The sequence below is a fragment of the Microbacterium sediminis genome (genome assembly GCF_004564075.1).
GTDB lineage: Bacteria > Actinomycetota > Actinomycetes > Actinomycetales > Microbacteriaceae > Microbacterium > Microbacterium sediminis.
Window position 1 is genome coordinate 2,074,624 of record NZ_CP038256.1, and the last position, 21,807, is coordinate 2,096,430.

The window sequence follows — 21,807 nt, forward strand, 5'->3', positions numbered from 1 at the left end:
ACGACGCGCAACACCGGCCGCCTCACGGCGCGGGGGTGGCGGTGGGCGTCGGCGGGTGCAGGGCGCTCTGGATCATGTCGCGGATCTGCCCGTAGTCGGGTTCCTCCGGGTCGACGCCGCCCTCCGGCGTGAGCTCGATCGAGGCGAACGGCTGCTCCCGCGCCTTCACCGCGAGGTCGACGAAGGGGCCGAGCATCGCCTGCGGGATGTCGGTCTGGACGAGGTGATCGCCGGCGCCGAGGATCTGCTGGAAGCGATCCAGCACGTTCTGCGGCGTGAACTGGGCGAGAATCGCCGCCTGCAGCTGGCGCTGGCGCTCCATGCGGTCCCAGTCGTTGGTCGTGTAGCGGGAGCGGGCGTACCACTGCGCGGTGTCGCCGTCCATGTGCTGCAGGCCCGGCTCGATCCAGCCGACCGCCCACTCGTCCACGGGCTGCCCCTCGTACGCGGGGCCCCAGCCCTTCGGCAGCCGCTCGGTGACCTCGATGTCGACGCCGCCGAGGGCGTCGATGAGCGCCGCGAAGCCGTCCATGTCGATGAACACGTAGTACGGGATCTCGATGCCGAGGATCCCCTCCGCGGCGTCCTTCGTCGCCTCCACCCCCGGCGTCGATCCGTGGGACTCGGCATCCGGGTAGAGGTTCTCGTCCGCGCGGCAGAGCTCGACCTCGGTGCGCAGCTGGTTGATGCCGCTGCTCCAGCCGCACACGGGATCGGAGACGCCGTAGTGCCCGTCGGGGTAGAGCTCCTGCATCGGCCCGTCCGCGAACGGGAAGTGCGGCATGTCGCGCGGGATGCCGGTGATCGTCACGGCGCCGGTGTCGGCATTGATGGAGACGACCGAGATGCTGTCGAAGCGCATCGAGTCGCGCCCCTCGCCCGAGTCGGCGCCGAGCAGGAGGATGTTGTAGTAGCCGTCGCTCGGCGGGATCGGCGGGCCGAACTGGAACACCTGGCCGATGCCGGAGCTCGCGGCGAACATGCGGGGCGCGCCGTAGGCGACCACGCTGCCGGTGAGCACCATCGTGAGGATCGAGACGAGCGCGATGAGGTAGCGGCTCGGGCTGCTCGTCTTCACGAGCCGCACGAGGCGCAGGGTGTCGATGGCGAGCAGCACCCACAGCACGCCGTACGCGATGAGCGCGATCCCGCCGATCAGGCTCACGAACGGGAACGTGAGGACGGTGATCGTCCCGGCACGCCAGAGCAGCACACCGAGCACGCCGAGGATCGCCACGGCCCACAGCACCAGCGTCGAGGCGATGCCGATGCGGCCGAGCCGGCGGTTGCCGGCGAGCACCTGCGCCGAGCCGGGGATCAGCCAGCCCAGGATCACGAGCCACCAGCCGCGGCGCGTCATGACCTGCGGCGACTGCGCGTCGGGGTTGCGCAGCGGGCGGGCGTTCAGGATCCCGCTCGCCGGCGCCGAACGCACGCGCGGCGGGCTCGTCACGCTCACTCGGTCTCCCGCAGCGACGCCTTCAGCCGCTGGTTCTTCTCGCCCACCTGCGCCTCGAGCTCGCGGGCGTAGGCCTCGATCCGGTCGGCGATCGCGGCGTCGGAGGCGCCGAGGATGCGGGCGGCGAGGAGTCCGGCGTTCCTCGCACCGTTGATCGACACCGTGGCGACGGGGATGCCGGCGGGCATCTGCACGATCGACAGCAGCGAGTCCAGGCCCTCGAGGGTCTTCAGCTGCACGGGGACGCCGATCACCGGCAGCGCGGTGAGGCTGGCGAGCATGCCGGGCAGGTGCGCCGCGCCGCCGGCCCCGGCGATGATCGCGCGCAGACCGCGGCCGCGCGCCTCGCGACCGTAGGCCACGAGCTTGTCGGGCGTACGGTGCGCCGAGACGACCTCGACCTCGTGCGCGATGCCGAAGTCGGTCAGCGCCTGCGACGCGTCGACCATCACGCGCCAGTCGGAATCGGATCCCATGACGACGCCGACGAGGGGGTTCGGTGACGAGTGCAGCACCCGACAAGGCTATGCGGCGTTCCTGAGCGCGCGGGGGTGCGACCCGCGGCCCGTCTGCGGTGGTCCCTTCATCTCCGCGGCTGCGCCGCTCCGTTCAGGAACCGGTGGGTATCCCGATCGGTTGCTGAACGCAGGCGCGAAGCGCCGCAGATGAAGCGACCAGCGCTGACCCACTCACACGAGCGCGTCCGCCCGCCACAGCTTCGCGGCGGTGGTGAGGTCGCCCGCGTAGGTCGACAGACGCAGCGCGCGGGCGGTGAGGGCGCTCGAGCGGTGCGGCTCGCTGCCCTCGTAGTCGTCGGCGAGGTGCGTGGCACCCGAGGCCTGCACGCGGCAGAACGCCGCGGCCCGGTCCAGCGCGCCGGCGAAGTCCCCCGTGAACGCGCCGCGCAGGATCGTGTCGATGAGCGCGACGAGCTCGTGCGGCCCGGCGGGCGACGGCGCGCCGGCGACCACCGGGTCGGCCGACGAGATCTCGGTGCGCCCCCGCTCGTAGATGAGCGACGCGGTCTGCGGGTCGTCGTGGATCGACAGCTGCAGCAGGTACAGCCGCCACAGCGACCCCGGCAGCGTCTTGGCGGGCGAGCGCGACCACAGCTCCGCGAGATCGTCGATGCCGTGCCGGTCGGTGAACGAGATGAGCCGGTCGATGACCGTGTCGTCGCTCTCGTGCCGCGCCCTCGCGAGCAGGGCCTGCGCCGTGGAGTGGGCCGCGCGAGACACCTCGGCCGGGTCCTCCGCCGCGAACAGGCGGTCGAACGTCTCCGACGGCCGCTTCACGGGCTTGTGGAAGTCGTCGCTGCTCATCCATCCAGGCTACGACCCGACTCTCGCCCGCGGGCCGGCACCTTCTGCGCGATCTCTGTGATGGGCCGCGGAGCGAGATGCGACGATGATGCCATGACGATCACCCCCGCGCCGGCCCGAACGGGCGGCGGACTGCTCGCCCGTGCGGCGCAGCCCGTGCTGCTGCTCGCCGTGATGTGGGTCGTGCGGGCCCTGGACGACGCGCTGCCGGGGAGCTGGAACCAGATGTTCGGGCTCATCTCGTGGTCGTTCGACGGCCTGGACGGGATCCTGCTCTCCCCCGGACTGCACGGCGACTGGTCGCACCTCGTGTCGAACTCGGTGCCGTTCCTCATCCTCGGGCTGCTCGTGGCGCTCGACGGCGTGGGCAGATTCTGGGGCGTGACGGTGATCATCGCCCTCATCGGCGGTGTCGGCACCTGGATCGTCAACGCGCCCGGGACCATCACCGTCGGGGCGTCGGGGCTGGTGTTCGGGTACTTCGGGTACCTGCTCATCCGCGCGTTCGTGGCGAGGTCGCTCGGCCACGGCATCCTCTACGCGCTCATCGCGCTCGTGATCGCCGGGCTCTACGGCGGATCGATGTGGGTCGGGATCTTCAGCGCCGCGGCGGGCATCTCCTGGCAGGCGCACCTGTTCGGCGCGATCGGCGGCGCCGTCGCCGCGATCGCCACCCGTCCCAAGCGGATCGCGCGCGCCTGAGCCGCTCAGCGCGGCGCCACGGGCTGGCGCAGGATCGTGCGGAGCCGCGCGGGCGCGGTGCGGCGCGGGTCGCTGAGGTAGATCTCGTGGTGCCGGCCCGTCATGCGCAGCCCGAGCTCCGGGATCACCTCGTCGTGCAGGCGGGCGAGCACGGGCGCCTCGTCGTCGAACGATCCGACGTGCAGGGTCTGCACGCACGTGCCCTCGGAGAGCTCGATCACCCGCAGGTCGCCCAGGCGCGGGGGCCGCTTCGCCCCGGCCCGCGCGATCGCGGCGTCGGCGGCGGCGGCGTCGATCCAGTCCGGCAGCATCAGCAGCATCGTCCAGTGCCAGCGGGACTTGTCGCGCGCGCTCGTGAACGCCGCCATGTCGTCGGCCCACCACAGGCCCTCCAGCGGCGGCACCACGTAATCCCGCCCCGCCGCCTTGCTGGCGAACTTGGCCGCGTACGCCACGGGATACAGGGTCTCGAGCGTCTCGCGATACCGCTCGGACGTGTTCGGATCGCCCGATCCATCGATCGCCAGGTAGCGCGTCCGCGGCACCTCGACGACGCGGAACTCCCCGCGGCGAGCGCGGTACGCGTCGAGCGTCCTGACGAGGTCGACCTTCTCGGCCATGCCTCGAGTCTGGCAGGCCGCGCGCTCAGGCCGTCACGCGCGCGGCGGGTCGCACGCGCGGGCCGATCCGCAACAGCACCCACGCGGTCCAGGCGGTGGTCGCCAGCACGATGAGCGCCACGACGGTCCAGAAGGTCGCCGGCGTCCCGATCATCCACGCCGTGATCTGCCGGCCGGGCACGAGCGCGGCCGCGGTGCCCGCGCCGATCGCGCCGAGCCAGCTGCCGACCATGTTGCCGACGTGGGCGCGGACCCGGCCGCGGCGGATGGCGAGGACGCCGAGCGTGGTGGTGACGAACGTGAACAGCGCGAGGGCGTGGAAGAGAGTGAACCCGCCCGTCATGGAGTAGATGAACATGCCCGAGGTGCACAGCAGGTACATCGCGACCACCCAGCTGCGGCCGATCCAGCGGTGCGCGCGGTCCTTGCGGCGGCGCAGCAGGTTGACGGCCGGCAGCAGCACGGCGACCGTCCCGGCCGTCGCGTGCAGGATGATCATCACGTGCTCGAAGGTCTCTCCGCCGAAGGGCTCCATGGTGCTACTGTCCGACTGCCCCGCCCCCGCGTGCAACGTGGAGAGCGCGGGGGCCGCGGACTCTCCAATCGGGCCCGCACGACAGAGGGGATGCCGACGTGAAGCTCAGGGAGCTGGCCGCCCGCACCGGCGTCGCGAAGGCCTCGGTGAAGCACTGGATCCGCGAGGGGATCCTGCCGCCGGGACGGCTGCGGAACATGACGACGGCCGAGTACGGCGAGGCGCACGTGGAGAGGATCCGCCTCATCACGACCCTGCGCACGGTGTTCGAGACGCCGATCTCGCAGATCCGCGAGCTGACCGCGCTGCTGGATGACGCCGATGTTCCGCTGATCGACGTGATGGAGCTGAGCCAGGTGATCGCGTCCGGGCTCGACCGCGAGGCCCCCTCGGGCGCCTCCGAGGACGCCTTGCTCGCGCAGGTCGCCGCCGCGGCGGGCTGGTCCCCCGTCCGCTCGCGGGCGCGCGCGGCGCTGGCCGGCGCGCTGGCCGACGTCGCGGCGTCCGGTCTGCCCTATTCGCCCGACTACCTCGTCGAGGTGGCCCGCGCCCTCTCGACGATCGCGGCCCACGACGTCGCCACCGCCCGCGCCGCCGCCCCCGCACCCTCGCGCGACGCCGTGGCGCTGCGGGTGCTCGTCGGCACGCGCGCGCAGCTGAAGGTCGTGGCGGGCATGACCCTGTGGGCTCACGCCTCGGCGGCGCTGGCGGGCGAGGATCGGGAGTGGGCCCAGAGGGGCTCGAACCCTCGACCTACGGATTAAAAGTCCGCTGCTCTACCGACTGAGCTATAGGCCCGCATCAACTTTACGGTGCTCAGGCGAGGACCCGGATCGGGGTGCCGGAGCGCCAGGCCGCGATGGCCTCGACGGCCTGGGGGTAGAACACGCGGTAGGTGCCGTCGGTGACGTAGCCCAGGTGCGGGGTGAGCACGGTCCGCGGCGCCGAGCGCAGCGGGTGGTCGGCGGGCAGCGGCTCCTCGTCGAAGACGTCGATGCCGGCGCCGCGGATCCGCCCCTCCTCGAGGGCGCGGATCAGCGCGTCGGTGTCGACGATCGGGCCGCGCGAGGTGTTGACGAGGATCGCCGAGGGCGTCATCAGTGCGATCTCGGCCGCGCCGACGAGGCCGCGGCTGCGCTCGCCGAGCTTGTAGTGGATCGTGACGACGTCGGAGCTCGAGAAGAGCTCGTCCTTCGTCACCGCGGTCACGCCGAGCGCGGCGGCGCGGGTCGGGTCGAGGTTCAGGCTCCAGGCCACGACGTCCATGCCGAACGCCTGTCCGATGCGGGCCATGCGCTCGCCGAGCCGCCCGAGCCCGACGATCCCGAGCCGGCGCCCGGCGAGGTCGCCGCCGATCGTGGTCTGCCAGCCGCCGGTGCGCATGCCGGCGTCCTCGAGCGGGATGCTGCGCAGCACCGCGAGGATGAGGCCCCACGCCAGCTCGGGCGTGGAGGTGCCCGGCGCCTCGGTGCCGCAGACCGTCACGCCGAGGCGGCGCGCGGCGTCCAGGTCGATGGCGTCGTTGCGCGCGCCGGTGGTGACGAGCAGGCGCAGGTCGGGCAGGCGCTCGAGCAGCTCACGCGGGAAGGCGGTGCGCTCGCGCATGGCGACGATCACCTCGGCCCCGGCGAGCGCGTCGGTCAGTTCGGCGCCCCGGACCGGGCGATCGAAGAAGGCCACGTCGGCGTCGAAGCGTGCCCAGTCCGCGTACGTCGGCGCGACGCGCTGATAGTCGTCGAGGACGACGATCCTCATGCGCGCGCTTCGGCGAGCTCCGCGCCGGCGTGGACGAGCTCGGCCAGCGCCGCCTCGCTGGGCTCCGGCGCGACCCCGGCGACGAGGTCGGTGAGGACCCGCACCCGCTGGCCGTGCGAGATCGCGTCGAGTGCCGAGGCGCGCACGCAGTGATCGGTGGCGATGCCGACGACGTCGACCTCGACGATGCCGTGCTCGGTGAGCAGATCGCCGACCGTCTCGCCCGCGTCGGTCACACCCTCGAACATCGAGTAGGCCGGCTTGCCCTGCCCCTTCTTGACGTGATGTGTCACGGCGGCGGTTTCGAGGCCCGGGTCGTACTCCGCCCCCTCCGTGCCGGCGATGCAGTGGGCCGGCCACGAGTCGACGTAGTCGGGCTCGGACACGATGTGGCCGCCGTTGTCGCTGTCGGGGTCGTGCCAGTCGCGCGAGGCGATGATCAGCGCGTAGTCGCCGGCCCGTTCGGCCAGCAGCCGCGTGATCCCCTCCGCCACGGCGTCGCCGCCGTCCACGCCGAGGGCACCGCCCTCCGTGAAGTCGTTCTGCACGTCGACGATGAGAAGCGCCTTGCTCATGTCGATCCGCCTCCTCGCTCGATCCTGGTCCCAGCGTACGACGCGGGGCGCGCCCCGTCCGCATGGGAGACTGGGCCCGATGCTCGCCGCCGCCCTCGCCCTCATCGGCGCCATGATCTGGGGCGGCGCCGATTTCCTCGGCGGCCTGGCCTCCCGGCGGATGGCGGCCGTGCGCGTCACGCTGTTCACGGGGCTCGCCGCCCTCGTCGTGCTGCTGCCGTCGCAGCTGCTCGTGGGCGGGACGTGGTCGTGGGCCGACAGCGGATGGGGTGCCGGCGTCGGCGCCCTCTACGCCGTGGGTCTCGTGTGTCTCTACGCGGGATTCGCCACCGGGCCGATGATCATCCTCTCGCCCCTGGCGGCGGTGCTGTCGGCGATCGTGCCGGCGCTGTGGGCCGTGGCCGTGGAGGGCGAGGCGCTCGGCCCGCTGGCCTGGGTCGGCGCGGCGTGCGCCCTGACGGCGGTGGTGCTCATCACCCGCGCCCGCGGCGAGCACGCCGTGCGGCCGCGCGCCGTTCCGCTGCTGCTCACGGTGATCGCCGGCGTCGCGTTCGGCGCGTTCGTGATCCTGCTCGACCGCACGAGCGACGCCTCGGGCGTCACGCCGCTCATCGTCAGCCGCGCCGTGCTGGTGGCGCTCACGGGCGCCGCGGTGGTCGCGCTCGCGGTGCGCCGCCGGGCCGCGACGCGATCCGCGGAGACGGCCCTGTCCGCGGGGTCCCGCGCCCCCGGACTGCGGATCGCGCTCGCAGCGGGCGTGTGCGACGCCGCCGCGAACGTCCTCATCCTGCTCGCGCTGCGCTCGGGCGACCTGGCGATCGTCGGGGTGCTGCAGGCCCTCTACCCCGGCGGCACCGTGCTGCTGGCCGCACTCGTGCTGCGGGAGCGCCTCGCATCGCCCCAGTGGATCGGCCTCGCGCTGGCGCTGGGGGCGGCGGTGCTGTTCGCGCTCGCGTAGCGGGCGGCTCCGCTCGACGAGCGGCTGACCCCACGGCTCGTCGTGCGCCGCAGGCATGGAGTCGAAACCGCCAGCGGCCCACCGGTCTCGACTCGCTGCGCTCGCTCGACCCGTCTCGGCTACGCCGCTGCGCGGCTCCGCTCGACGACCGGACGGCGTCAGTTCCTCGGGGCGTGAGCCTCGAGGAACTCGTAGACGTCGGTGGTGTCGACGCCGGGAAACGAGCCGGTGGGCAGCGTGGCGAGCAGCGTGCGGGGCGTGGCGACGTTGGGCCACGCGCCATCGCGCCAGCGGGAGGCGAGCTCCTCGGGAGGGCGCCGGCAGCAGGTCTCGACGGCGTGGCGCGAGACCCGCCGGTTGGGGGTGTCGCGGCCCACGAACCACTTCGTGTCGTCGAAGCGCACGCCGATGCTCAGCGAGTGGGCGCCCTGGCTGGAGTGCTCCACGCGCGCCGTGCACCAGTAGGTGCCGTTCCCGGTGTCGGTGTACTGGTAGTACGGGTTGAAGTGGTCCTCGACGTCGAAGATCACGCGGCTGGTCCAGTGCCGGCAGCACATCTGGCCCTCGATGGATCCGAGCCGGTCGGTCGGGAAGTTCACGTCGTCGTTCTCGTACGCCTTCGTGATCGTTCCCGATTCGTGCACCTTCAGGAAGTGCACCGGGATGTCGAGGTGCCGCGTGGCGAGGTTGCTGAAGCGATGGGCGGCGGTCTCGTACGAGACGGCGTAGGCGTCGCGCAGGTCCTCGATCGAGATCGCGCGGCGCTCCTTGGCCTCGCGCAGCGCGGCGACGGCTCCCTCCTCGGGGATCATGAGCGCGCCCGCCAGGTAGTTCTGCTCCACGCGTTGGCGCAGGAACTCCCCGTACGTGGACGGCTCGGCGTGCCCGAGCACGCGGCTGGCGAGCGCCTGCAGGATCGGGCCGCGCGGATCGCGCGACACGCGATTCGGCAGGTAGAGCCGGCGGTGCTTGAGGTCGACGACGCTGCGCGTGCTCGATGGCAGGTCGCTCACGTAGTGCAGGGTGAAGCCGAGGTGGGCGGCGATGTCGCTCGCGGCCCGCTGCGTGAGCGGCCCGCCCGGGTGATCGATCGCGCGGAGCAGGTCGCGCGCGGTCTGCTCGAGGTGCGGGAAGTGATTGTCCTGCGAGCGCATCAGCGCGCGCAGCTCGATGTTCGCCCGGCGCGCCTCCTCCGGCGTGGCCTGGCGCTCGTCGGTGAGCCGATCGATCTCTCCCGTCAGGCGCAGGATCGCGCGCAGGGCCTCGTCGGGCATGCCCTTGGGGATCCGGAACGGCTCGATGCCAAGCTCCCGGAACCGCGGCGAGCGCATCTCGCGCTCCAGCGCCACCTCCATGCGGCTGCGCTCGTCCAGCTCCTCGGGCGCCAGCAGCGCGTCGGTGGGCACGCCCAGGGCCTGAGCGATCGCCCGCAGCATCGACAGCCGCGGCTCCCGGCGGCCGTTCTCGATCATCGACAGCTGGCTGGGCGCCCGCCCCACCCGCTCGGCCAGCTCGGCCAGGCGGATGCCGCGCTCGGTGCGCAGGGCGCGGATGCGGCGGCCCACGGCGATCGCGTCGGCATCGGTCTCGTCGTCGAGAAGCATGGCGCCGATCCTGCCACAGAGTTCCCGGGAGCAGAAGAACCCCGTTATTTCTGCCGAACTCGGTGGGTTCACCCGGGTGAGTTTCACGGATCGTGGTGTGCACCGGTTCCCGCAACCGCACGTACGAAGGAGTTCGACGATGACCACCACCGCCTCCCCCACGCTCCCGGGCGACCAGACGCAGACCGCCGCCGAGCTGCAGCTCGAGTGGGACGCCGACCCCCGCTGGAACGGCATCGAGCGCACCTACACGGCCGAGGACGTCATCCGCCTCCGCGGCGCGATCCGCGAGGACGCGACCCTCGCGCGCCGCGGCGCCGAGGTCCTGTGGCAGCGGCTGCACGACGACGAGTACGTCCGCGCCCTCGGCGCCCTCACCGGCAACCAGGCCGTGCAGCAGGTGCGCGCCGGCCTGAAGGCGATCTACCTGTCGGGCTGGCAGGTGGCCGCCGACGCGAACCTCGCCGGGCAGACCTACCCCGACCAGTCGCTCTACCCCGCCAACTCGGTCCCCGCCGTCGTGCGCCGCATCAACAACGCCCTGCTGCGCCAGCACCAGCTCGAATTCGCGGAGGGCGAGCTGACCCGCGACTGGATGGCGCCGATCGTCGCCGACGCCGAGGCCGGCTTCGGCGGTCCGCTCAACGCCTTCGAGCTGGCGCTGTCGATGATCCAGGCCGGGGCCGCCGGCATCCACTGGGAGGACCAGCTCGCCAGCGAGAAGAAGTGCGGCCACCTGGGCGGCAAGGTGCTCGTGCCCACGAGCCAGCACATCCGCACCCTCAACGCCGCCCGGCTCGCCGCCGACGTCGCGGGCGTGCCGACCATCCAGATCGCCCGCACCGACGCGCTGGCCGCCGACCTGCTCACGAGCGACATCGACGAGCGCGACCGCCCGTTCACCACCGGCGCGCGCACGAGCGAGGGCTTCTACCGGGTGCGCAATGGGATCGAGCCGGTGATCTCGCGCGGCCTGGCGTACGCGCCGTACGCCGACCTGCTGTGGGTCGAGACCGGCACGCCCGACATCGAGCTGGCCCGCGAGTTCGCGAACGCGATCCACGCGGAGTTCCCCGGCAAGATGCTCGCCTACAACTGCTCGCCGAGCTTCAACTGGTCGGCCGCGCTGGATGACCGGCAGATCGCGTCGTTCCAGGCGGAGCTGGCCGAGCTCGGCTACCGCTTCCAGTTCATCACTCTCGCCGGCTTCCACGCGCTGAACCACTCGATGTTCCAGCTCGCCAGCGGCTACGCGGAGCGCGCCATGAGCGCCTACGTCGAGCTGCAGAACGCCGAGTTCGCCGCGGAGGCCTCCGGCTACACCGCCACGCGCCACCAGCGCGAGGCCGGCACCGGCTACTTCGATCGGGTCTCGACCGCCCTCAACCCGGACGCGTCGACCCTCGCTCTCGTCGGCTCCACCGAGTCCGAGCAGTTCCACTGATCCGCGCTCGCCACGATCTCAGGAGACAGACATGACCATCCTCGCCCCCGCCCCGCCGGCGGAGCAGACCCATCCCCCCGTCCACCCCAGCATGCGCGTGGTCGGCCCCCTGCGCCCGCGCTACGCCGAGATCCTCACGCCCGAGGCGCTGGCTTTCCTCACCCAGCTGCACGAGCTGTTCGCCGGTGCGCGCTACGACCGCCTCGCCGATCGGATGCGCCACGGCTACGAGGTCGGCCTCGGCCGCGACCCGAAGTTCCGCGAGGACACGCGCCGCATCCGCGAGAACCCGAGCTGGCGCGTCGCCGGCGCCGGCCCGGGCCTCGAGGACCGACGCGTCGAGATCACCGGTCCCACCGATCCGCGCATGACGATCAACGCGCTCAACTCGGGCGCGAAGGTCTGGCTCGCCGACCAGGAGGACGCCACGAGCCCCACCTGGGCGAACGTCATCGGCGGCCAGCTGTCGCTGTACGACGCGATCCGCGAGCGCCTCGAGTACACCTCTCCCGAGGGCAAGCACTACGCCGTCACCGCCGAGCGCACGCCCACGATCGTGATGCGCCCGCGCGGCTGGCACCTCGAGGAGCACCACCTGCACTTCACCGACCGCCACGGCCGCACGATGGCCGCGTCCGGCTCGCTCGTGGACTTCGGCCTGTACGCGTTCCACAACGCGCGCGAGCTCATCGCGCGCGGCCGCGGGCCGTACTTCTACCTGCCGAAGCTGGAGTCGGCCGAGGAGGCGCGGCTGTGGGATCAGGTGTTCACGTTCACCGAGCAGTTCCTGCACCTGCCACACGGCACGATCCGCGCGACGGTGCTCATCGAGACACTTCCGGCGGCGTTCCAGATGGAGGAGATCCTCTACGAGCTGCGCGATCACTGCGCGGGCCTGAACGCCGGGCGGTGGGACTACATCTTCTCGATCATCAAGACCTACCGCGGCCGCGGCTCGCGCTTCGTGCTGCCCGACCGCAACGAGGTCACGATGACCGTGGGCTTCATGCGCGCCTACACCGAGCTGCTCGTGAAGACCTGCCACAAGCGGGGCGCCTACGCGATCGGCGGCATGAGCGCCTTCATCCCGAGCCGCCGCGATCCCGAGGTCAACGCCAACGCGCTCGCCAAGGTCGCGGCCGACAAGAAGCGCGAGGCCGGCGACGGGTTCGACGGCACGTGGGTGGCGCACCCCGACCTCATCCCGGTCGCGCAGGCCGAGTTCGACGCGGTGCTCGGCGAGCGCCCGCACCAGCTCGAGCGGCAGCGCGACGACGTCGACGTGCGCGAGCGCCACCTGCTCTCGCTGCACATCGGCCGCCCGATCACCGAGCGCGGCGTGGCCGAGAACGTCGAGGTGGCGATCCGCTACATCGAGGCGTGGCTGCGGGGGCAGGGCGCCGTGGCGATCAACAACCTCATGGAGGACGCCGCGACCGCCGAGATCTCGCGCTCGCAGATCTGGCAGTGGATCCACCAGGATCAGTCGACCGCCGAGGGCACCCCGATCACCACCGAGTACGTCTCGGCGATCATCGACCGCGTGCTCGGGTCGATCGAGCGTCGCGACGGCGACCGCTTCGACGACGCCGCGCAGGTGTTCCGCGACGTGGCGCTGAGCCGCACCTTCACGCCGTTCCTCACGACGAAGGCCTACGCCGACCACCTCGTCGAGCGCGCCTGAGCCGCGCGGCACGCAGGGCCCGGGACCCGCACGGGGTTCCGGGCCCTCGCCGCGCCCCGTCCGCGCTCAGACGCGCGGCGTAAGATGTCGGGCGTGTTCGAGATGGGATCCCTTCGGGGAGTGAGGAGGCCGTCGACGCGCTCTGCGTCGGCGAGCAACAGAGCCTGACGGCCCACCGCCATTCCCGGTGAGGCCGGCGCTTCGCCGTGCCCGCCGTCCCTCCGCGCGACCCACCCGGTCGGCGCGTCCTCATCCGTCTCCACAGAGAGCACACTCATGCATTCCCTCGATGCCGCCCGCATCCGGGCGTCCTTCGCGAACGTCACGCTTCGCGAGCGCAAGACCATCACCCTGCCCGACCTCGACGCGATCCGCTGGGACCGCATCGACTTCCTCGGCTGGCGCGATCCGAAGCTGCCCCTCGTGGGCTACGTGGTCGCCGAGATCGACGGCGAGCCCGTCGGCCTCCTGCTGAAGCAGGCCGAGGCCACTCCCCGCCACCGCACCCAGTGCTCGTGGTGCGCCGACGTGCACCTGCCCAACGACGTCGTGCTGTTCGGCACGCGCCGGGCCGGTGCCGCCGGGCGCCGCGGCGACGCGATCGGCACCCTCGTGTGCGCCGCGTTCGAGTGCAACGTCAACGTGCGCCGCAAGCCGCCCGTGGCCTACGTCGGCTTCGACGTGGAGGCCGCGCGGCAGGCGCGGATCGCGGCGCTGCGCGCGAACGTCGAGCGCTTCGTCCGCGACGCCGTGGCCGGCTGAGCAGCGGGACGCGAACGGGCCCGGATCCCCGGGCCCGTTCGGCGTCAGCCGGCGATGGCCTCGGCGATCGGCACGTCGCCGGAGCCGAAGGCGATCGTGCGGCGCACCGACGACGGCTCGCGCAGCACCGCCGCGATGACGGCCGCGACATCGGCGCGCGGCACGCGGCCGGAGCCGGGCTCGCGCACCTCGATGCGCCCGGTCGGCTCGTCGAGCGTGAGCGGGCCGGGCGCCACGATCGTCCAGTCGAGATCCGTGCCGCGCAGGTGGGCGTCGGCGGCGGCCTTGGCCTCGGCGTAGGGGAAGAAATCGCTGTCCTCGGGGACGCCGTGGTCCGGCCCCGCTCCGAGGTACGACACCATCACGTATCGGCGCACGCCGGCGAGCGCCGCGGCGTCGATGGAGCGGATCGCCGCGTCGCGGTCGACGGCGTACGTGCGGCGCGGATCGCCGCCGCCCGCCCCGGCGGACCACACGACCGCGTCGTGCCCGGCGAACAGGGCCGCGATCTCCGCGGTGTCGAGCGCCTCGACGTCGGCCACGAGCGGCGTGGCGCCGGCGGCCTCGACGTCGGACCAGTGATCCGGATTCCGGATGATCGCCGTGACCTCGTCGCCGCGCTCCGCGAGCTGGGGTGCGAGCCGCAGCGCGACCTTGCCGTGTCCACCGATGACGATGATGCGTGCCATGTGCCTTCTCCGATCCGTGGGGTCGCGATCCACGCTACGACGGAACGCGACGGCGCGGGCCGTCAGGCGCGACGCAGCTGCGCGGCGGCCGGGCAGTCGAACGGGTCGCGGGCGGCCAGGCCCACGCGGTTGAGGTAGTCGATGACGATCGCGTACGAGCGCACGAGCGTGGTCTCGGTGTAGGGCACGTTGTTCGCCGCGCAGTAGTCGCGGACGATCTCGCTGGCGCGGGCGAGGTGCGGCCGCGCCATGCTCGGGAACAGGTGGTGCTCGACCTGGTAGTTCAGGCCGCCCATCAGCGCGGTCGCCCACCAGCCGCCGGTGATGTTGCGCGAGGTGCGCACCTGCTTGCTGAAGAAGTCGAGCTTCGCGTCGGGAGCGATGATCGGCATGCCCTTGTGGTTCGGCGCGAACGAGGCGCCCATGTACACGCCGAACACGGCCAGCTGCACGCCGAGGAAGGCGAAGGCCATGCCGAGCGGCAGCACGAGGAACAGGGGAACGAGCAGGGCGGCGAAGCGCGCCGCAATGAGCCCGAGCTCCGTCCAGCGGTGCTTGACGGGTGCCCGCTGCATGAGGTGCTTCACGCCCTGCGCGTGCAGGTTCAGGCCCTCGAGGGCGAGCAGCGGAAAGAACAGCCAGCCCTGGCGACGGGTGATGGCCCGGCGCAGACCGCGCGCGGTGCGCGCGTCCTCCTCGAGGAACGAGATCGTGTCGACGGCGATGTCGGGATCCTTGTCGACGCGGTTCGGGTTGGCGTGGTGACGCGAGTGCTTGCTGTCCCACCACGACAGGCTGATGCCCACGATGCCGGCCGCCAGCACGCGGCCGAGCCGGTCGTTCGCGGGGCCGCTCGCGAGGATCTGGCGGTGCGCGGCCTCGTGCGCGAGGAACGCCACCTGAGTGAAGAGGATGCCCAGCGCCGCGGCGATGAGCAGCTGGAACCAGCTGTCGCCGAGAAGCACGAAACCGGTGATCGCTCCGCCGAACCCGAGGGCCAGCACGAGACCGACGACCCCGTAGAACCAGCGGGCGCGGCGCAGCAGGCCCGTCTCGCGCACCACCTTCGACACCTGCGAGTACGACTGGGCGATCGGCGGGAAGTCCGCCGCGCTCGCGTACGTCTGCCTGATCGGGCCGAGGCGGTCGGGCGGGGTGGTCAGGGTGGGTGCGATGGCAGACATCCGGCTTCCCGTCGTTCGGGCGGCCGCGTCGCGGCCTGTGCAGCCAAAGGCGGTTGCCGATCGCTGGGGGCCACGCTACCGGCGACGGTATACGGCTCCCTGCATACGCGCGGATTCACGGCAAAAGGAAAGACCCCCGGAGTGGAGTCCGGGGGTCTTGCCGAGCCGCTTGTCGGAATCGAACCGACGACCTATTCATTACGAGTGAATCGCTCTGCCGACTGAGCTAAAGCGGCGACCCGTGCCTGCGTGGCACGAGGAACAAGCATACCGGATCCGGCGGCCCGGATCGAATCGGGGCTCACCGGCAGGTGAGGCCGTCCTCGGGCACGGTTCCCTCGAGCAGGAAGTCCTCGACGGCGCTGTTCACGCACCGGCTGCCGCCGTTGTAGGCGGTGTGACCCTCGCCCTCGTGGGTGACGAGCACGCCGCTGGAGAGCTGATCGGCCAGCGACACCGCCCACTCGTACGGCGTGGCCGGGTCGCCCGTCGTGCCGATGACCACGATCGGCGCCGCCCCCTCGGCGGTGAGCTGACGGCGCTCGCCGCTGGGCGGGTAGGGCCACTCGGCGCACACGTCCGCGCCGCTCCAGTACGGGGCGATGGTCGGGGCGAGCTCGCGCACCTTCTGCTCGGTGGCGGCCTGTTCCGCGGCCGTCGTGGCCGGGTAGTCCATGCAGTTGTAGGCGTTGAACGCGTCGGTGCTGTTGTCGGCGTAGGTGCCGTCGGGGTTGCGGCCGTTGTAGAAGTCGGCGAGGAAGAACGCGTCGGTGGCGTCTCCCTCGAGCGCGCCCGCCAGGGCCGCGACGAGGTACGACCAGTTGTCCTCGGCGTAGAGCGCGGCGATCACGGCCGTCATGAGCGTGTCGGCGCCGAGCATCCGGCCGTCCTCCGCGCGGATCGGGCGGGCGTCGACGGCCGCCAGCAGTGCCGAGAGGTCGGACATCGCGTTGTCGACGGATCCCGTGAACGGGCATCCCTGCGTGCCGAGGCACCACTCGAAGAAGGAACGCAGCGAGCCCTCGAAGCCGACCGCCTGCGTCGTGCCGACCTCCTCGCCCGACACGGAGGGATCGATCGCACCGTCGAGCACGAGACGTCCGGCGCGCTCGGGGAACAGATCGGCGTAGGTCGCGCCGAGGAAGGTGCCGTAGGAGTAGCCCAGGTAGGTGAGCTCCTCCTGGCCGAGTACCGCGCGCAGCAGATCGAGATCGCGGGCGGACTGCTCCGTGGTGATGAACTCGAGGATGCCGCCGCTGTTGGCCTCGCACGCGTGCGCGTAGTCGGCGGCGCGGCCCTGCAGCTCGGACTCCCATTCGGGGGTGCCGCGCTCGGCGGCGGGGATGTCGTAGAGGTAGGCGTCCATCTGCGCGGCGTCGTAGCAGCGGACGGCGGTCGACTCCCCCACCCCGCGCGGGTCGAAGCCGACGATGTCGTAGGCCTCCCGCAGCGGCTGGCCGAAGGAGTACGCGAGGCTGTCGCGCACGAGGCTGACGCCGCTGCCGCCCGGGCCGCCCGGGTTCGCGAGCAGCGCGCCGACGGGCGTCGTCCGCTCGGCGAGGTGGCGAGTGACGGCGAGCTCGATCTCGCCCCGGTCGGGGTCGTGCCAGTCCAGCGGGGCCGTGATGGTGGTGCACTCGAAGCCCTCGCCGCACGACTCCCACTGCGGCGGCTGATCGTAGAAGCGCAGCAGGTCGTCGGGGACGCCCTCGGTGACCGGCGCCGGGTCGGGGCCGCGCGTCGCGAGCTGACCGAGCCCGAGACAACCGGTCAGCAGCGACACGATCGCCACGCCCACGATCCCCGCGAGCGCGCCGCGCGCGATCCGTCCTCTGCGCATCATGCCGCCCTTCGTCCGCTGACCACCGTCACGAGCAGGCTCTCGAGGGCGAGCGCCGGCTGCGCGTTCTGCTCGATCGCCTGCCGCGTCTCGGCGAGGTGATCGAGCACGAGGAGGGAGCGCTCCGGTTGCCAGGCGCCGGCCAGCGCGCGCAGCTCGTCGATGAGCTCGCGGTTGATGATGCCGTCCTCGCGGCCGAACTGCAGCATCGTGACGTCGCGGAAGAGCGATTGCAGGTCGGTGAGGACGCGGTCGAGGCCGTCTCGGAGGCTGCGGGTGGCGCGCCGCTTCTGCTCCTCCTCGAGCGCGGTCACCTGCGCACGGACGGCCGGCGGGATCCGGCCGCCCTCGGCCACGCCCACGGTGCGCAGCAGCGAGGCGCGTTCGGCCTCGTCGCGCTCGGCGGTGAGGGCCTTCGCGTCGGCCGTGGCGGCCTGCACGATCTCGCCGGCGACCTCGACGACGTCGCTGATGCTGCGCACGCGCAGCACGGCCCGCAGCGTCTCGTCGCGGCGACGGCGCGAGGCCTCGTCGGTGGCCAGGCGCTGCGCCATGCCGATGTGCCGCTGCGCGTGACGGGCGGCCTGCTCCGCCGCCTGCTCGTCGATGCCCGTGCGCGCGACGAGCAACCGGGCGACGTCGTCGACGTCCGGCTCGCGCAGGCGGAGGGTGCGCACGCGCGAGCGGATCGTCGGCAGCAGATCGGCGTCGCTGGGGGCGCACAGCACCCAGACCGTGCGCTCGGGCGGCTCCTCGAGGGCCTTCAGCAGCACGTTGGAGGTGCGCTCCGTCATGCGGTCGGCGTCCTCCATCACGATGACGCGGTAGCGCCCCAGCGACGGGGCGAAGTACGACCGTGCCGCGAGATCGCGCGCCTGGGCGATCGTGATGATGACGCCCTCGGTGCGCAGGGCGACGAGATCGGGGTGCGTGCCGGCGAGCACCTGCCGCATCGTCGCGACGTCGTCGGGCCGCTCGGCGATGAGCGCCGCCGCGAACGCGTGCGCGAGCGTCGAGCGCCCCGACCCGGGCGGGCCGGTGATCAGCCACGCGTGCGCGAGCGCGGCGGGATCGCGCGCGGCGTCGGCGAGCGTGGCGACGGCGTCGTCCTGACCCCAGACGTCGCCCCAGGGCAGTTCGGCGGCGAGAGCGGTCATACGCTTCAGCCTAACGGCGGCCTCCGACGTCGCGACCGCCGGGGCGGGCGGTGTGGATGGTGGCGCGGCGGGTGTGCGCGCGGCCGGACCGCGCGATCGAGGTGGCGCGGTGGCCCGGGGCAGGATCGGCCCGTGACGGCTCAGCCGAGGAGGGCCGCGACGCGCTCGCGCACCCGCGCGGCGAGCTCCCCGGGCGCGAGGGTCGCGTCGAGCACGAGGAAGCGATCCGGCTCGGCCGCGGCGAGCGCGAGATAGGCCTCGCGCACGCGGATGTGGAAGTCGGCGCGCTCGGCCTCGAGCCGGTCGAAGGGCTTGTCGTCGGCGTCGAGCCGGGCGCGCGCGGCGGCGGGGTCGAGGTCGAGCAGCACGGTGAGGTCGGGAAGGGCCCCGTCGGTGGCCCACATCGACAGGCCGCGGACCTCGTCGGCGCCGAGCACGCGCCCGGCGCCCTGGTACGCCACCGACGAGTCGAGGTAGCGGTCCTGGATCACGACCTCTCCCCGCTCGAGCGCCGGGCGCACGAGCGAGGCGATGTGGTGGGCGCGATCCGCCGCGAACAGCAGCGCCTCCGCGCGCGCGCCGATCTCGCCGCGGTGGTGCAGCACGATGTCGCGGATCAGCTGGCCGACCTCGGTACCGCCGGGCTCGCGGGTGCGCACGACCGTGCGGCCCTGCGCCTCGAACCACTCCTGCAGCAGGGCGGCCTGCGTCGTCTTACCCGATCCGTCCCCGCCCTCGAGCGTGATCCAGATCCCGCGCACGGCCGCCGTCACTTCTTCGCGGCGGTCTTGCGCGTGGTGGTCTTGCGCGTCGTCGTGCGCTTCTTGGCCGGCCCCTTGGCGCGCTTCTCGGCGATCAGCTCCACGGCGCGCTCGAACGTGATGTCGTCCACCGACTCGCCGCGCGGGATCGTGGCGTTCGTCTCGCCGTCGGTGACGTAGGGGCCGAACCGGCCGTCGCGCACCTTGATCGGCTTGCCGCTGACCGGATCGGCGTCGAACTCCTTGAGCGCGCTGGCGGCGCGGCGGGCGCCGTACTTCGGCTGCTTGTAGATCTCGAGCGCCTCGTCGAGGGTGATGTCGAAGATCTGGTCCTCGGTCTGCAGCGAGCGGGAGTCGGTGCCCTTCTTGAGGTACGGGCCGTAGCGGCCGTTCTGCGCGGTGATCTCCTCGCCCGACTCGGGGTCGACGCCGACGACGCGCGGCAGGTCGAGCAGCTGGATCGCCGTCTGCAGGTCGATCAGTTCCGGCGACATGCTCTTGAACAGCGACGCGCGGCGCGGCTTGGGCTCGTCCTTCTTCGCGGTGCGCTTCTTCGGCTTCTCGTCGGCGACCTCACCCGTCTCGGCGTCGGCGGCCTCCGGATCGACCGGATCCTCCTCCTCGAGGTACGGACCGAAGCGGCCGTCCTTGACGACGATGATCTTGCCGTTGGCGGGGTTCTCGCCGAGCACGCGGTTCCCGGCGACGGGAGCGTCGATGAGCTCCTGCACCTTCTCGGGCGTGAGCTCGTCGGGTGCGAGGTCCTCGGGCACGTTGATGATGCGGGGCTTCTCGTCGGGAGCCTCGGGGTTGATCACCTCGAGGTAGGGGCCGTACCGGCCGAAGCGGAGCGTGGCGACGTCGGTGAGCTTCGTCGCGTTGATCTCGCGCGCGTCGATCTCGCCGAGGTTCTCGACGATGTTGCGCAGGCCCGGGTGGCCGTCGCCGCCGAAGTAGAACGCCTTGAGCCAGTCGGCTCGGCGCTGCTCGCCGCGCGCGATCGCGTCGAGGTCGTCCTCGAGCTCGGCCGTGAAGTCGTAGTCCACGAGCTCGGCGAAGTGCTGCTCGAGCAGCCGCGTCACGCTGAACGCGAGCCAGGTGGGCACGAGCGCCTGGCCGCGCTTGACGACGTAGCCGCGATCGAGGATCACGCCGATGATGCTCGCGAACGTGGAGGGGCGACCGATGCCCTTGTCCTCGAGCGCCTTGACGAGGGTGGCCTCGGTGTAACGCGGCTTCGGGCTGGTCTGGTGACCCTTGGCCTCGGCCTCGCGCAGATCGAGCGTGTCGCCCTCGGCGACCGCCGGAAGCGACTGCTCGTCGGTCTTGTCGGCCTCGTTGCGCTTCTCGTCGCGGCCCTCCTCGTACGCCTCGAGGAAGCCCTTGAAGGTATAGACCGTGCCCGACGCGGTCAGCTCGACGCGCTTGCCGTCGGCCTGCGCCTCGAGCGTGACGGTGGTGGTCTCGAACTTGGCGTCGGCCATCTGGCTGGCGACGGTGCGCTTCCAGATGAGGTCGTACATGCGCTGCTCGTCGCGGGCGAGCTGCCCGGCGACCTCGCTGGGCGTGCGGAAGCGGTCGCCCGAGGGACGGATCGCCTCGTGCGCCTCCTGGGCGTTGCGGCTCTTCGAGGCGTAGACGCGCGGCTTGAGCGGCACGGCCTTGTCGCCGTACAGGCTCACCGCCTGCTCGCGCGCGGCCTGGACGGCCTGCGTGCTGAGGTTGGTCGAGTCCGTACGCATATAGGTGATGTATCCGCGCTCGTACAGGCTCTGCGCGACCGACATCGTCGTCTTGGCGGTCATGCCGAGCTTGCGGCCCGCCTCCTGCTGCAGCGTGGAGGTGGTGAACGGCGCATACGGGCGGCGCGTGCCGGGCTTGGCCTCGACCTTGGTGACCGTGGCCGCGGCGGCACGATCGAGGGCGGTGGCGAGCGCGGTGGCGTCCTGCTCCGACAGCACGACGACGGCGCGCTTGAGCTCGCCGGCGTCGTCGAAGTCGCGGCCGGTCGCGATGGGTGCGCCATCGAGGCGAACCGCCTTGACGGCGAAGCCCTCGGCGGCGCGGGCGGCGGTGGCCTCGATGCTCCAGTAGTTCGCGGCGACGAACGCCATGCGCTCGCGCTCGCGGTCGACGACCATGCGCATCGCGGCCGACTGCACGCGGCCCGCGCTGAGCGTCTGACCGTCGCGGCCGCTGCCGACCTTGCGCCAGAGCACGGGCGAGACGTCCCAGCCATAGAGACGGTCGAGCACGCGGCGGGTCTCCTGCGCGTCGACGAGCGAGGTGTCGAGCTCGCGGGTGTGCTCGACGGCCTTCTGGATCGCGTCCTTGGTGATCTCGTGGAAGACCATCCGCTTGACGGGCACCTTCGGCTTGAGGGTCTCCAGCAGGTGCCAGGCGATGGCCTCGCCCTCGCGGTCCTCATCGGTGGCGAGCAGGACCTCGGAGGCGTTCTTGACGGCGCGCTTGAGCTCGGCGACGGTCTTCGTCTTGCGGTCGCTGACCACGTAGTAGGGCTCGAAGCCGTTCTCGATGTCGATCGAGTACTTGCCGTAGGCGGCGCGATCCTTCTCCGGGATGTCCCGCTTGTCCGCGAGGTCGCGGATGTGACCGACGGAGCTGAGCACCTCATAGTCGTCGCCGAGGTAGCTCTGGATCGACTTCATCTTCGTCGGCGACTCGACGATGACGAGCTTCTTGCCTGATGCCAAGGGGCGTCCTTTCTTCGTTGCACACCATACACACCACGCCCT

General features: G+C 72.0%; 20 protein-coding genes, 2 tRNA genes and 1 pseudogene. 6 read left to right on the forward strand and 17 right to left on the reverse strand.

The genetic code is table 11. From position 1 onward, the window contains the following. Window positions 1-22 precede the first annotated feature (22 nt). The 3 genes from E3O41_RS09855 to E3O41_RS09865 form a co-directional block, all read right to left on the reverse strand. Complete coding sequence (locus E3O41_RS09855) at window positions 23-1,459, reverse strand: LCP family protein (RefSeq protein WP_135012315.1); 1,437 nt, start codon at window positions 1,457-1,459, stop codon at window positions 23-25. Continuing rightward, complete coding sequence (gene purE, locus E3O41_RS09860; RefSeq protein ID WP_067026435.1) at window positions 1,456-1,935, reverse strand: 5-(carboxyamino)imidazole ribonucleotide mutase; 480 nt, start codon at window positions 1,933-1,935, stop codon at window positions 1,456-1,458. The genes E3O41_RS09855 and purE overlap by 4 nt, the downstream gene beginning before the upstream one ends. Window positions 1,936-2,148: 213 nt before the next feature. Next, on the reverse strand, window positions 2,149-2,781 hold the full coding sequence (locus tag E3O41_RS09865; RefSeq protein ID WP_067026276.1) for a response regulator transcription factor: 633 nt from the start codon (window positions 2,779-2,781) through the stop codon (window positions 2,149-2,151). 93 nt (window positions 2,782-2,874) lie between these two features. On the opposite strand from E3O41_RS09865, the gene E3O41_RS09870 reads away from it, so the two are divergent. Continuing rightward, window positions 2,875-3,483 carry a rhomboid family intramembrane serine protease gene (locus E3O41_RS09870; protein ID WP_067026278.1) on the forward strand — a complete coding sequence of 203 codons (609 nt, stop codon included), beginning with the start codon at window positions 2,875-2,877 and terminating at the stop codon, window positions 3,481-3,483. 5 nt (window positions 3,484-3,488) lie between these two features. Here the strand turns inward: E3O41_RS09870 and E3O41_RS09875 are convergent, their stop codons facing one another. Both E3O41_RS09875 and E3O41_RS09880 read right to left on the reverse strand, forming a co-directional pair. Continuing rightward, the gene (locus E3O41_RS09875) at window positions 3,489-4,103 is read right to left on the reverse strand and encodes a GyrI-like domain-containing protein (protein ID WP_067026280.1); all 615 of its coding nucleotides are present in this window, start codon (window positions 4,101-4,103) and stop codon (window positions 3,489-3,491) included. Between the two features lie 25 nt (window positions 4,104-4,128). After that, on the reverse strand, window positions 4,129-4,638 hold the full coding sequence (locus E3O41_RS09880; RefSeq protein WP_067026282.1) for a DUF2306 domain-containing protein: 510 nt from the start codon (window positions 4,636-4,638) through the stop codon (window positions 4,129-4,131). A 146-nt stretch (window positions 4,639-4,784) separates the two neighbouring features. On the opposite strand from E3O41_RS09880, the pseudogene E3O41_RS14535 reads away from it, so the two are divergent. Then, window positions 4,785-4,880 (forward strand): annotated as a pseudogene (locus E3O41_RS14535) (MerR family transcriptional regulator); the annotation flags it as partial. Window positions 4,881-5,164: 284 nt separating this feature from the next. Here E3O41_RS14535 and E3O41_RS14440 read toward each other — a convergent pair. The 4 genes from E3O41_RS14440 to E3O41_RS09900 all read right to left on the reverse strand — a co-directional run bounded on the left by E3O41_RS14440 (window position 5,165) and on the right by E3O41_RS09900 (window position 6,968). Then, the gene (locus tag E3O41_RS14440) at window positions 5,165-5,314 is read right to left on the reverse strand and encodes a hypothetical protein (RefSeq protein ID WP_244927244.1); all 150 of its coding nucleotides are present in this window, start codon (window positions 5,312-5,314) and stop codon (window positions 5,165-5,167) included. A gap of 49 nt (window positions 5,315-5,363) precedes the next feature. Further along, window positions 5,364-5,436, reverse strand: a tRNA-Lys gene (locus E3O41_RS09890). Between the two features lie 18 nt (window positions 5,437-5,454). Further along, a complete protein-coding gene (locus tag E3O41_RS09895; RefSeq protein ID WP_067026287.1) occupies window positions 5,455-6,393 on the reverse strand; it encodes a D-2-hydroxyacid dehydrogenase family protein in 939 nt (312 codons plus the stop codon). Then, complete coding sequence (locus E3O41_RS09900) at window positions 6,390-6,968, reverse strand: isochorismatase family protein (protein WP_067026289.1); 579 nt, start codon at window positions 6,966-6,968, stop codon at window positions 6,390-6,392. The genes E3O41_RS09895 and E3O41_RS09900 overlap by 4 nt, the downstream gene beginning before the upstream one ends. 79 nt (window positions 6,969-7,047) lie before the next feature. On the opposite strand from E3O41_RS09900, the gene E3O41_RS09905 reads away from it, so the two are divergent. After that, window positions 7,048-7,926 carry an EamA family transporter gene (locus E3O41_RS09905; RefSeq protein ID WP_067026291.1) on the forward strand — a complete coding sequence of 293 codons (879 nt, stop codon included), beginning with the start codon at window positions 7,048-7,050 and terminating at the stop codon, window positions 7,924-7,926. Between the two features lie 158 nt (window positions 7,927-8,084). Here E3O41_RS09905 and E3O41_RS09910 read toward each other — a convergent pair whose 3' ends face one another. Further along, window positions 8,085-9,530 (reverse strand): helix-turn-helix transcriptional regulator, encoded by a 1,446-nt coding sequence (locus E3O41_RS09910; RefSeq protein ID WP_135012317.1) that lies wholly within the window; start codon window positions 9,528-9,530, stop codon window positions 8,085-8,087. A gap of 139 nt (window positions 9,531-9,669) precedes the next feature. Between E3O41_RS09910 and aceA the strand changes: the two genes are divergently transcribed. From aceA to E3O41_RS09925, 3 genes are all read left to right on the forward strand, one after another. After that, complete coding sequence (aceA, locus tag E3O41_RS09915) at window positions 9,670-10,974, forward strand: isocitrate lyase (RefSeq protein ID WP_135012319.1); 1,305 nt, start codon at window positions 9,670-9,672, stop codon at window positions 10,972-10,974. 31 nt (window positions 10,975-11,005) lie between these two features. Beyond that, on the forward strand, window positions 11,006-12,658 hold the full coding sequence (gene aceB / locus E3O41_RS09920; protein WP_067026297.1) for a malate synthase A: 1,653 nt from the start codon (window positions 11,006-11,008) through the stop codon (window positions 12,656-12,658). A 276-nt stretch (window positions 12,659-12,934) separates the two neighbouring features. Further along, a complete protein-coding gene (locus tag E3O41_RS09925; protein ID WP_067026299.1) occupies window positions 12,935-13,420 on the forward strand; it encodes an FBP domain-containing protein in 486 nt (161 codons plus the stop codon). Window positions 13,421-13,464: 44 nt separating this feature from the next. Here the strand turns inward: E3O41_RS09925 and E3O41_RS09930 are convergent, their stop codons facing one another. The 7 genes from E3O41_RS09930 to topA all read right to left on the reverse strand — a co-directional run bounded on the left by E3O41_RS09930 (window position 13,465) and on the right by topA (window position 21,765). Further along, window positions 13,465-14,109: an SDR family oxidoreductase gene (locus E3O41_RS09930; RefSeq protein WP_067026301.1), complete on the reverse strand. Its 645-nt coding sequence runs from the start codon at window positions 14,107-14,109 to the stop codon at window positions 13,465-13,467. A gap of 62 nt (window positions 14,110-14,171) precedes the next feature. Beyond that, window positions 14,172-15,293 carry a fatty acid desaturase family protein gene (locus E3O41_RS09935; protein ID WP_135012321.1) on the reverse strand — a complete coding sequence of 374 codons (1,122 nt, stop codon included), beginning with the start codon at window positions 15,291-15,293 and terminating at the stop codon, window positions 14,172-14,174. A 163-nt stretch (window positions 15,294-15,456) separates the two neighbouring features. Then, window positions 15,457-15,529 (reverse strand) — tRNA-Thr (locus tag E3O41_RS09940). Window positions 15,530-15,594: 65 nt separating this feature from the next. Further along, window positions 15,595-17,133, reverse strand: a complete 1,539-nt coding sequence (locus E3O41_RS09945) for an alpha/beta hydrolase (protein WP_425325889.1) — start codon at window positions 17,131-17,133, stop codon at window positions 15,595-15,597. Further along, entirely contained in the window at window positions 17,133-18,290 is a 1,158-nt protein-coding gene (locus E3O41_RS09950) for a DNA polymerase III subunit delta' (protein ID WP_135012325.1), read from the reverse strand. The genes E3O41_RS09945 and E3O41_RS09950 overlap by 1 nt, the downstream gene beginning before the upstream one ends. 140 nt (window positions 18,291-18,430) lie before the next feature. Beyond that, window positions 18,431-19,051 (reverse strand): dTMP kinase, encoded by a 621-nt coding sequence (gene tmk / locus E3O41_RS09955; protein ID WP_067026439.1) that lies wholly within the window; start codon window positions 19,049-19,051, stop codon window positions 18,431-18,433. A gap of 8 nt (window positions 19,052-19,059) precedes the next feature. Beyond that, the gene (topA, locus tag E3O41_RS09960) at window positions 19,060-21,765 is read right to left on the reverse strand and encodes a type I DNA topoisomerase (RefSeq protein WP_135012327.1); all 2,706 of its coding nucleotides are present in this window, start codon (window positions 21,763-21,765) and stop codon (window positions 19,060-19,062) included. Window positions 21,766-21,807 lie beyond the last annotated feature (42 nt).

Bases quoted from the DNA above. Each gene is read 5' to 3' on its own strand.
- E3O41_RS09895 (WP_067026287.1), bottom strand. From the start codon at position 6,393: ATGAGGATCGTCGTCCTCGACGACTATCAGCGCGTCGCGCCGACGTAC.
- E3O41_RS09865 (WP_067026276.1), bottom strand. From the start codon at position 2,781: ATGAGCAGCGACGACTTCCACAAGCCCGTGAAGCGGCCGTCGGAGACG.
- E3O41_RS09925 (WP_067026299.1), top strand. From the start codon at position 12,935: ATGCATTCCCTCGATGCCGCCCGCATCCGGGCGTCCTTCGCGAACGTC.
- E3O41_RS09935 (WP_135012321.1), bottom strand. From the start codon at position 15,293: ATGTCTGCCATCGCACCCACCCTGACCACCCCGCCCGACCGCCTCGGC.
- purE (WP_067026435.1), bottom strand. From the start codon at position 1,935: ATGGGATCCGATTCCGACTGGCGCGTGATGGTCGACGCGTCGCAGGCG.
- E3O41_RS09880 (WP_067026282.1), bottom strand. From the start codon at position 4,638: ATGGAGCCCTTCGGCGGAGAGACCTTCGAGCACGTGATGATCATCCTG.
- aceA (WP_135012319.1), top strand. From the start codon at position 9,670: ATGACCACCACCGCCTCCCCCACGCTCCCGGGCGACCAGACGCAGACC.
- E3O41_RS09905 (WP_067026291.1), top strand. From the start codon at position 7,048: ATGCTCGCCGCCGCCCTCGCCCTCATCGGCGCCATGATCTGGGGCGGC.
- aceB (WP_067026297.1), top strand. From the start codon at position 11,006: ATGACCATCCTCGCCCCCGCCCCGCCGGCGGAGCAGACCCATCCCCCC.
- E3O41_RS09910 (WP_135012317.1), bottom strand. From the start codon at position 9,530: ATGCTTCTCGACGACGAGACCGATGCCGACGCGATCGCCGTGGGCCGC.
- E3O41_RS09930 (WP_067026301.1), bottom strand. From the start codon at position 14,109: ATGGCACGCATCATCGTCATCGGTGGACACGGCAAGGTCGCGCTGCGG.
- E3O41_RS09870 (WP_067026278.1), top strand. From the start codon at position 2,875: ATGACGATCACCCCCGCGCCGGCCCGAACGGGCGGCGGACTGCTCGCC.
- E3O41_RS09950 (WP_135012325.1), bottom strand. From the start codon at position 18,290: ATGACCGCTCTCGCCGCCGAACTGCCCTGGGGCGACGTCTGGGGTCAG.
- E3O41_RS09945 (WP_425325889.1), bottom strand. From the start codon at position 17,133: ATGCGCAGAGGACGGATCGCGCGCGGCGCGCTCGCGGGGATCGTGGGC.
- E3O41_RS14440 (WP_244927244.1), bottom strand. From the start codon at position 5,314: ATGCCCGCCACGACCTTCAGCTGCGCGCGCGTGCCGACGAGCACCCGC.
- E3O41_RS09875 (WP_067026280.1), bottom strand. From the start codon at position 4,103: ATGGCCGAGAAGGTCGACCTCGTCAGGACGCTCGACGCGTACCGCGCT.
- E3O41_RS09900 (WP_067026289.1), bottom strand. From the start codon at position 6,968: ATGAGCAAGGCGCTTCTCATCGTCGACGTGCAGAACGACTTCACGGAG.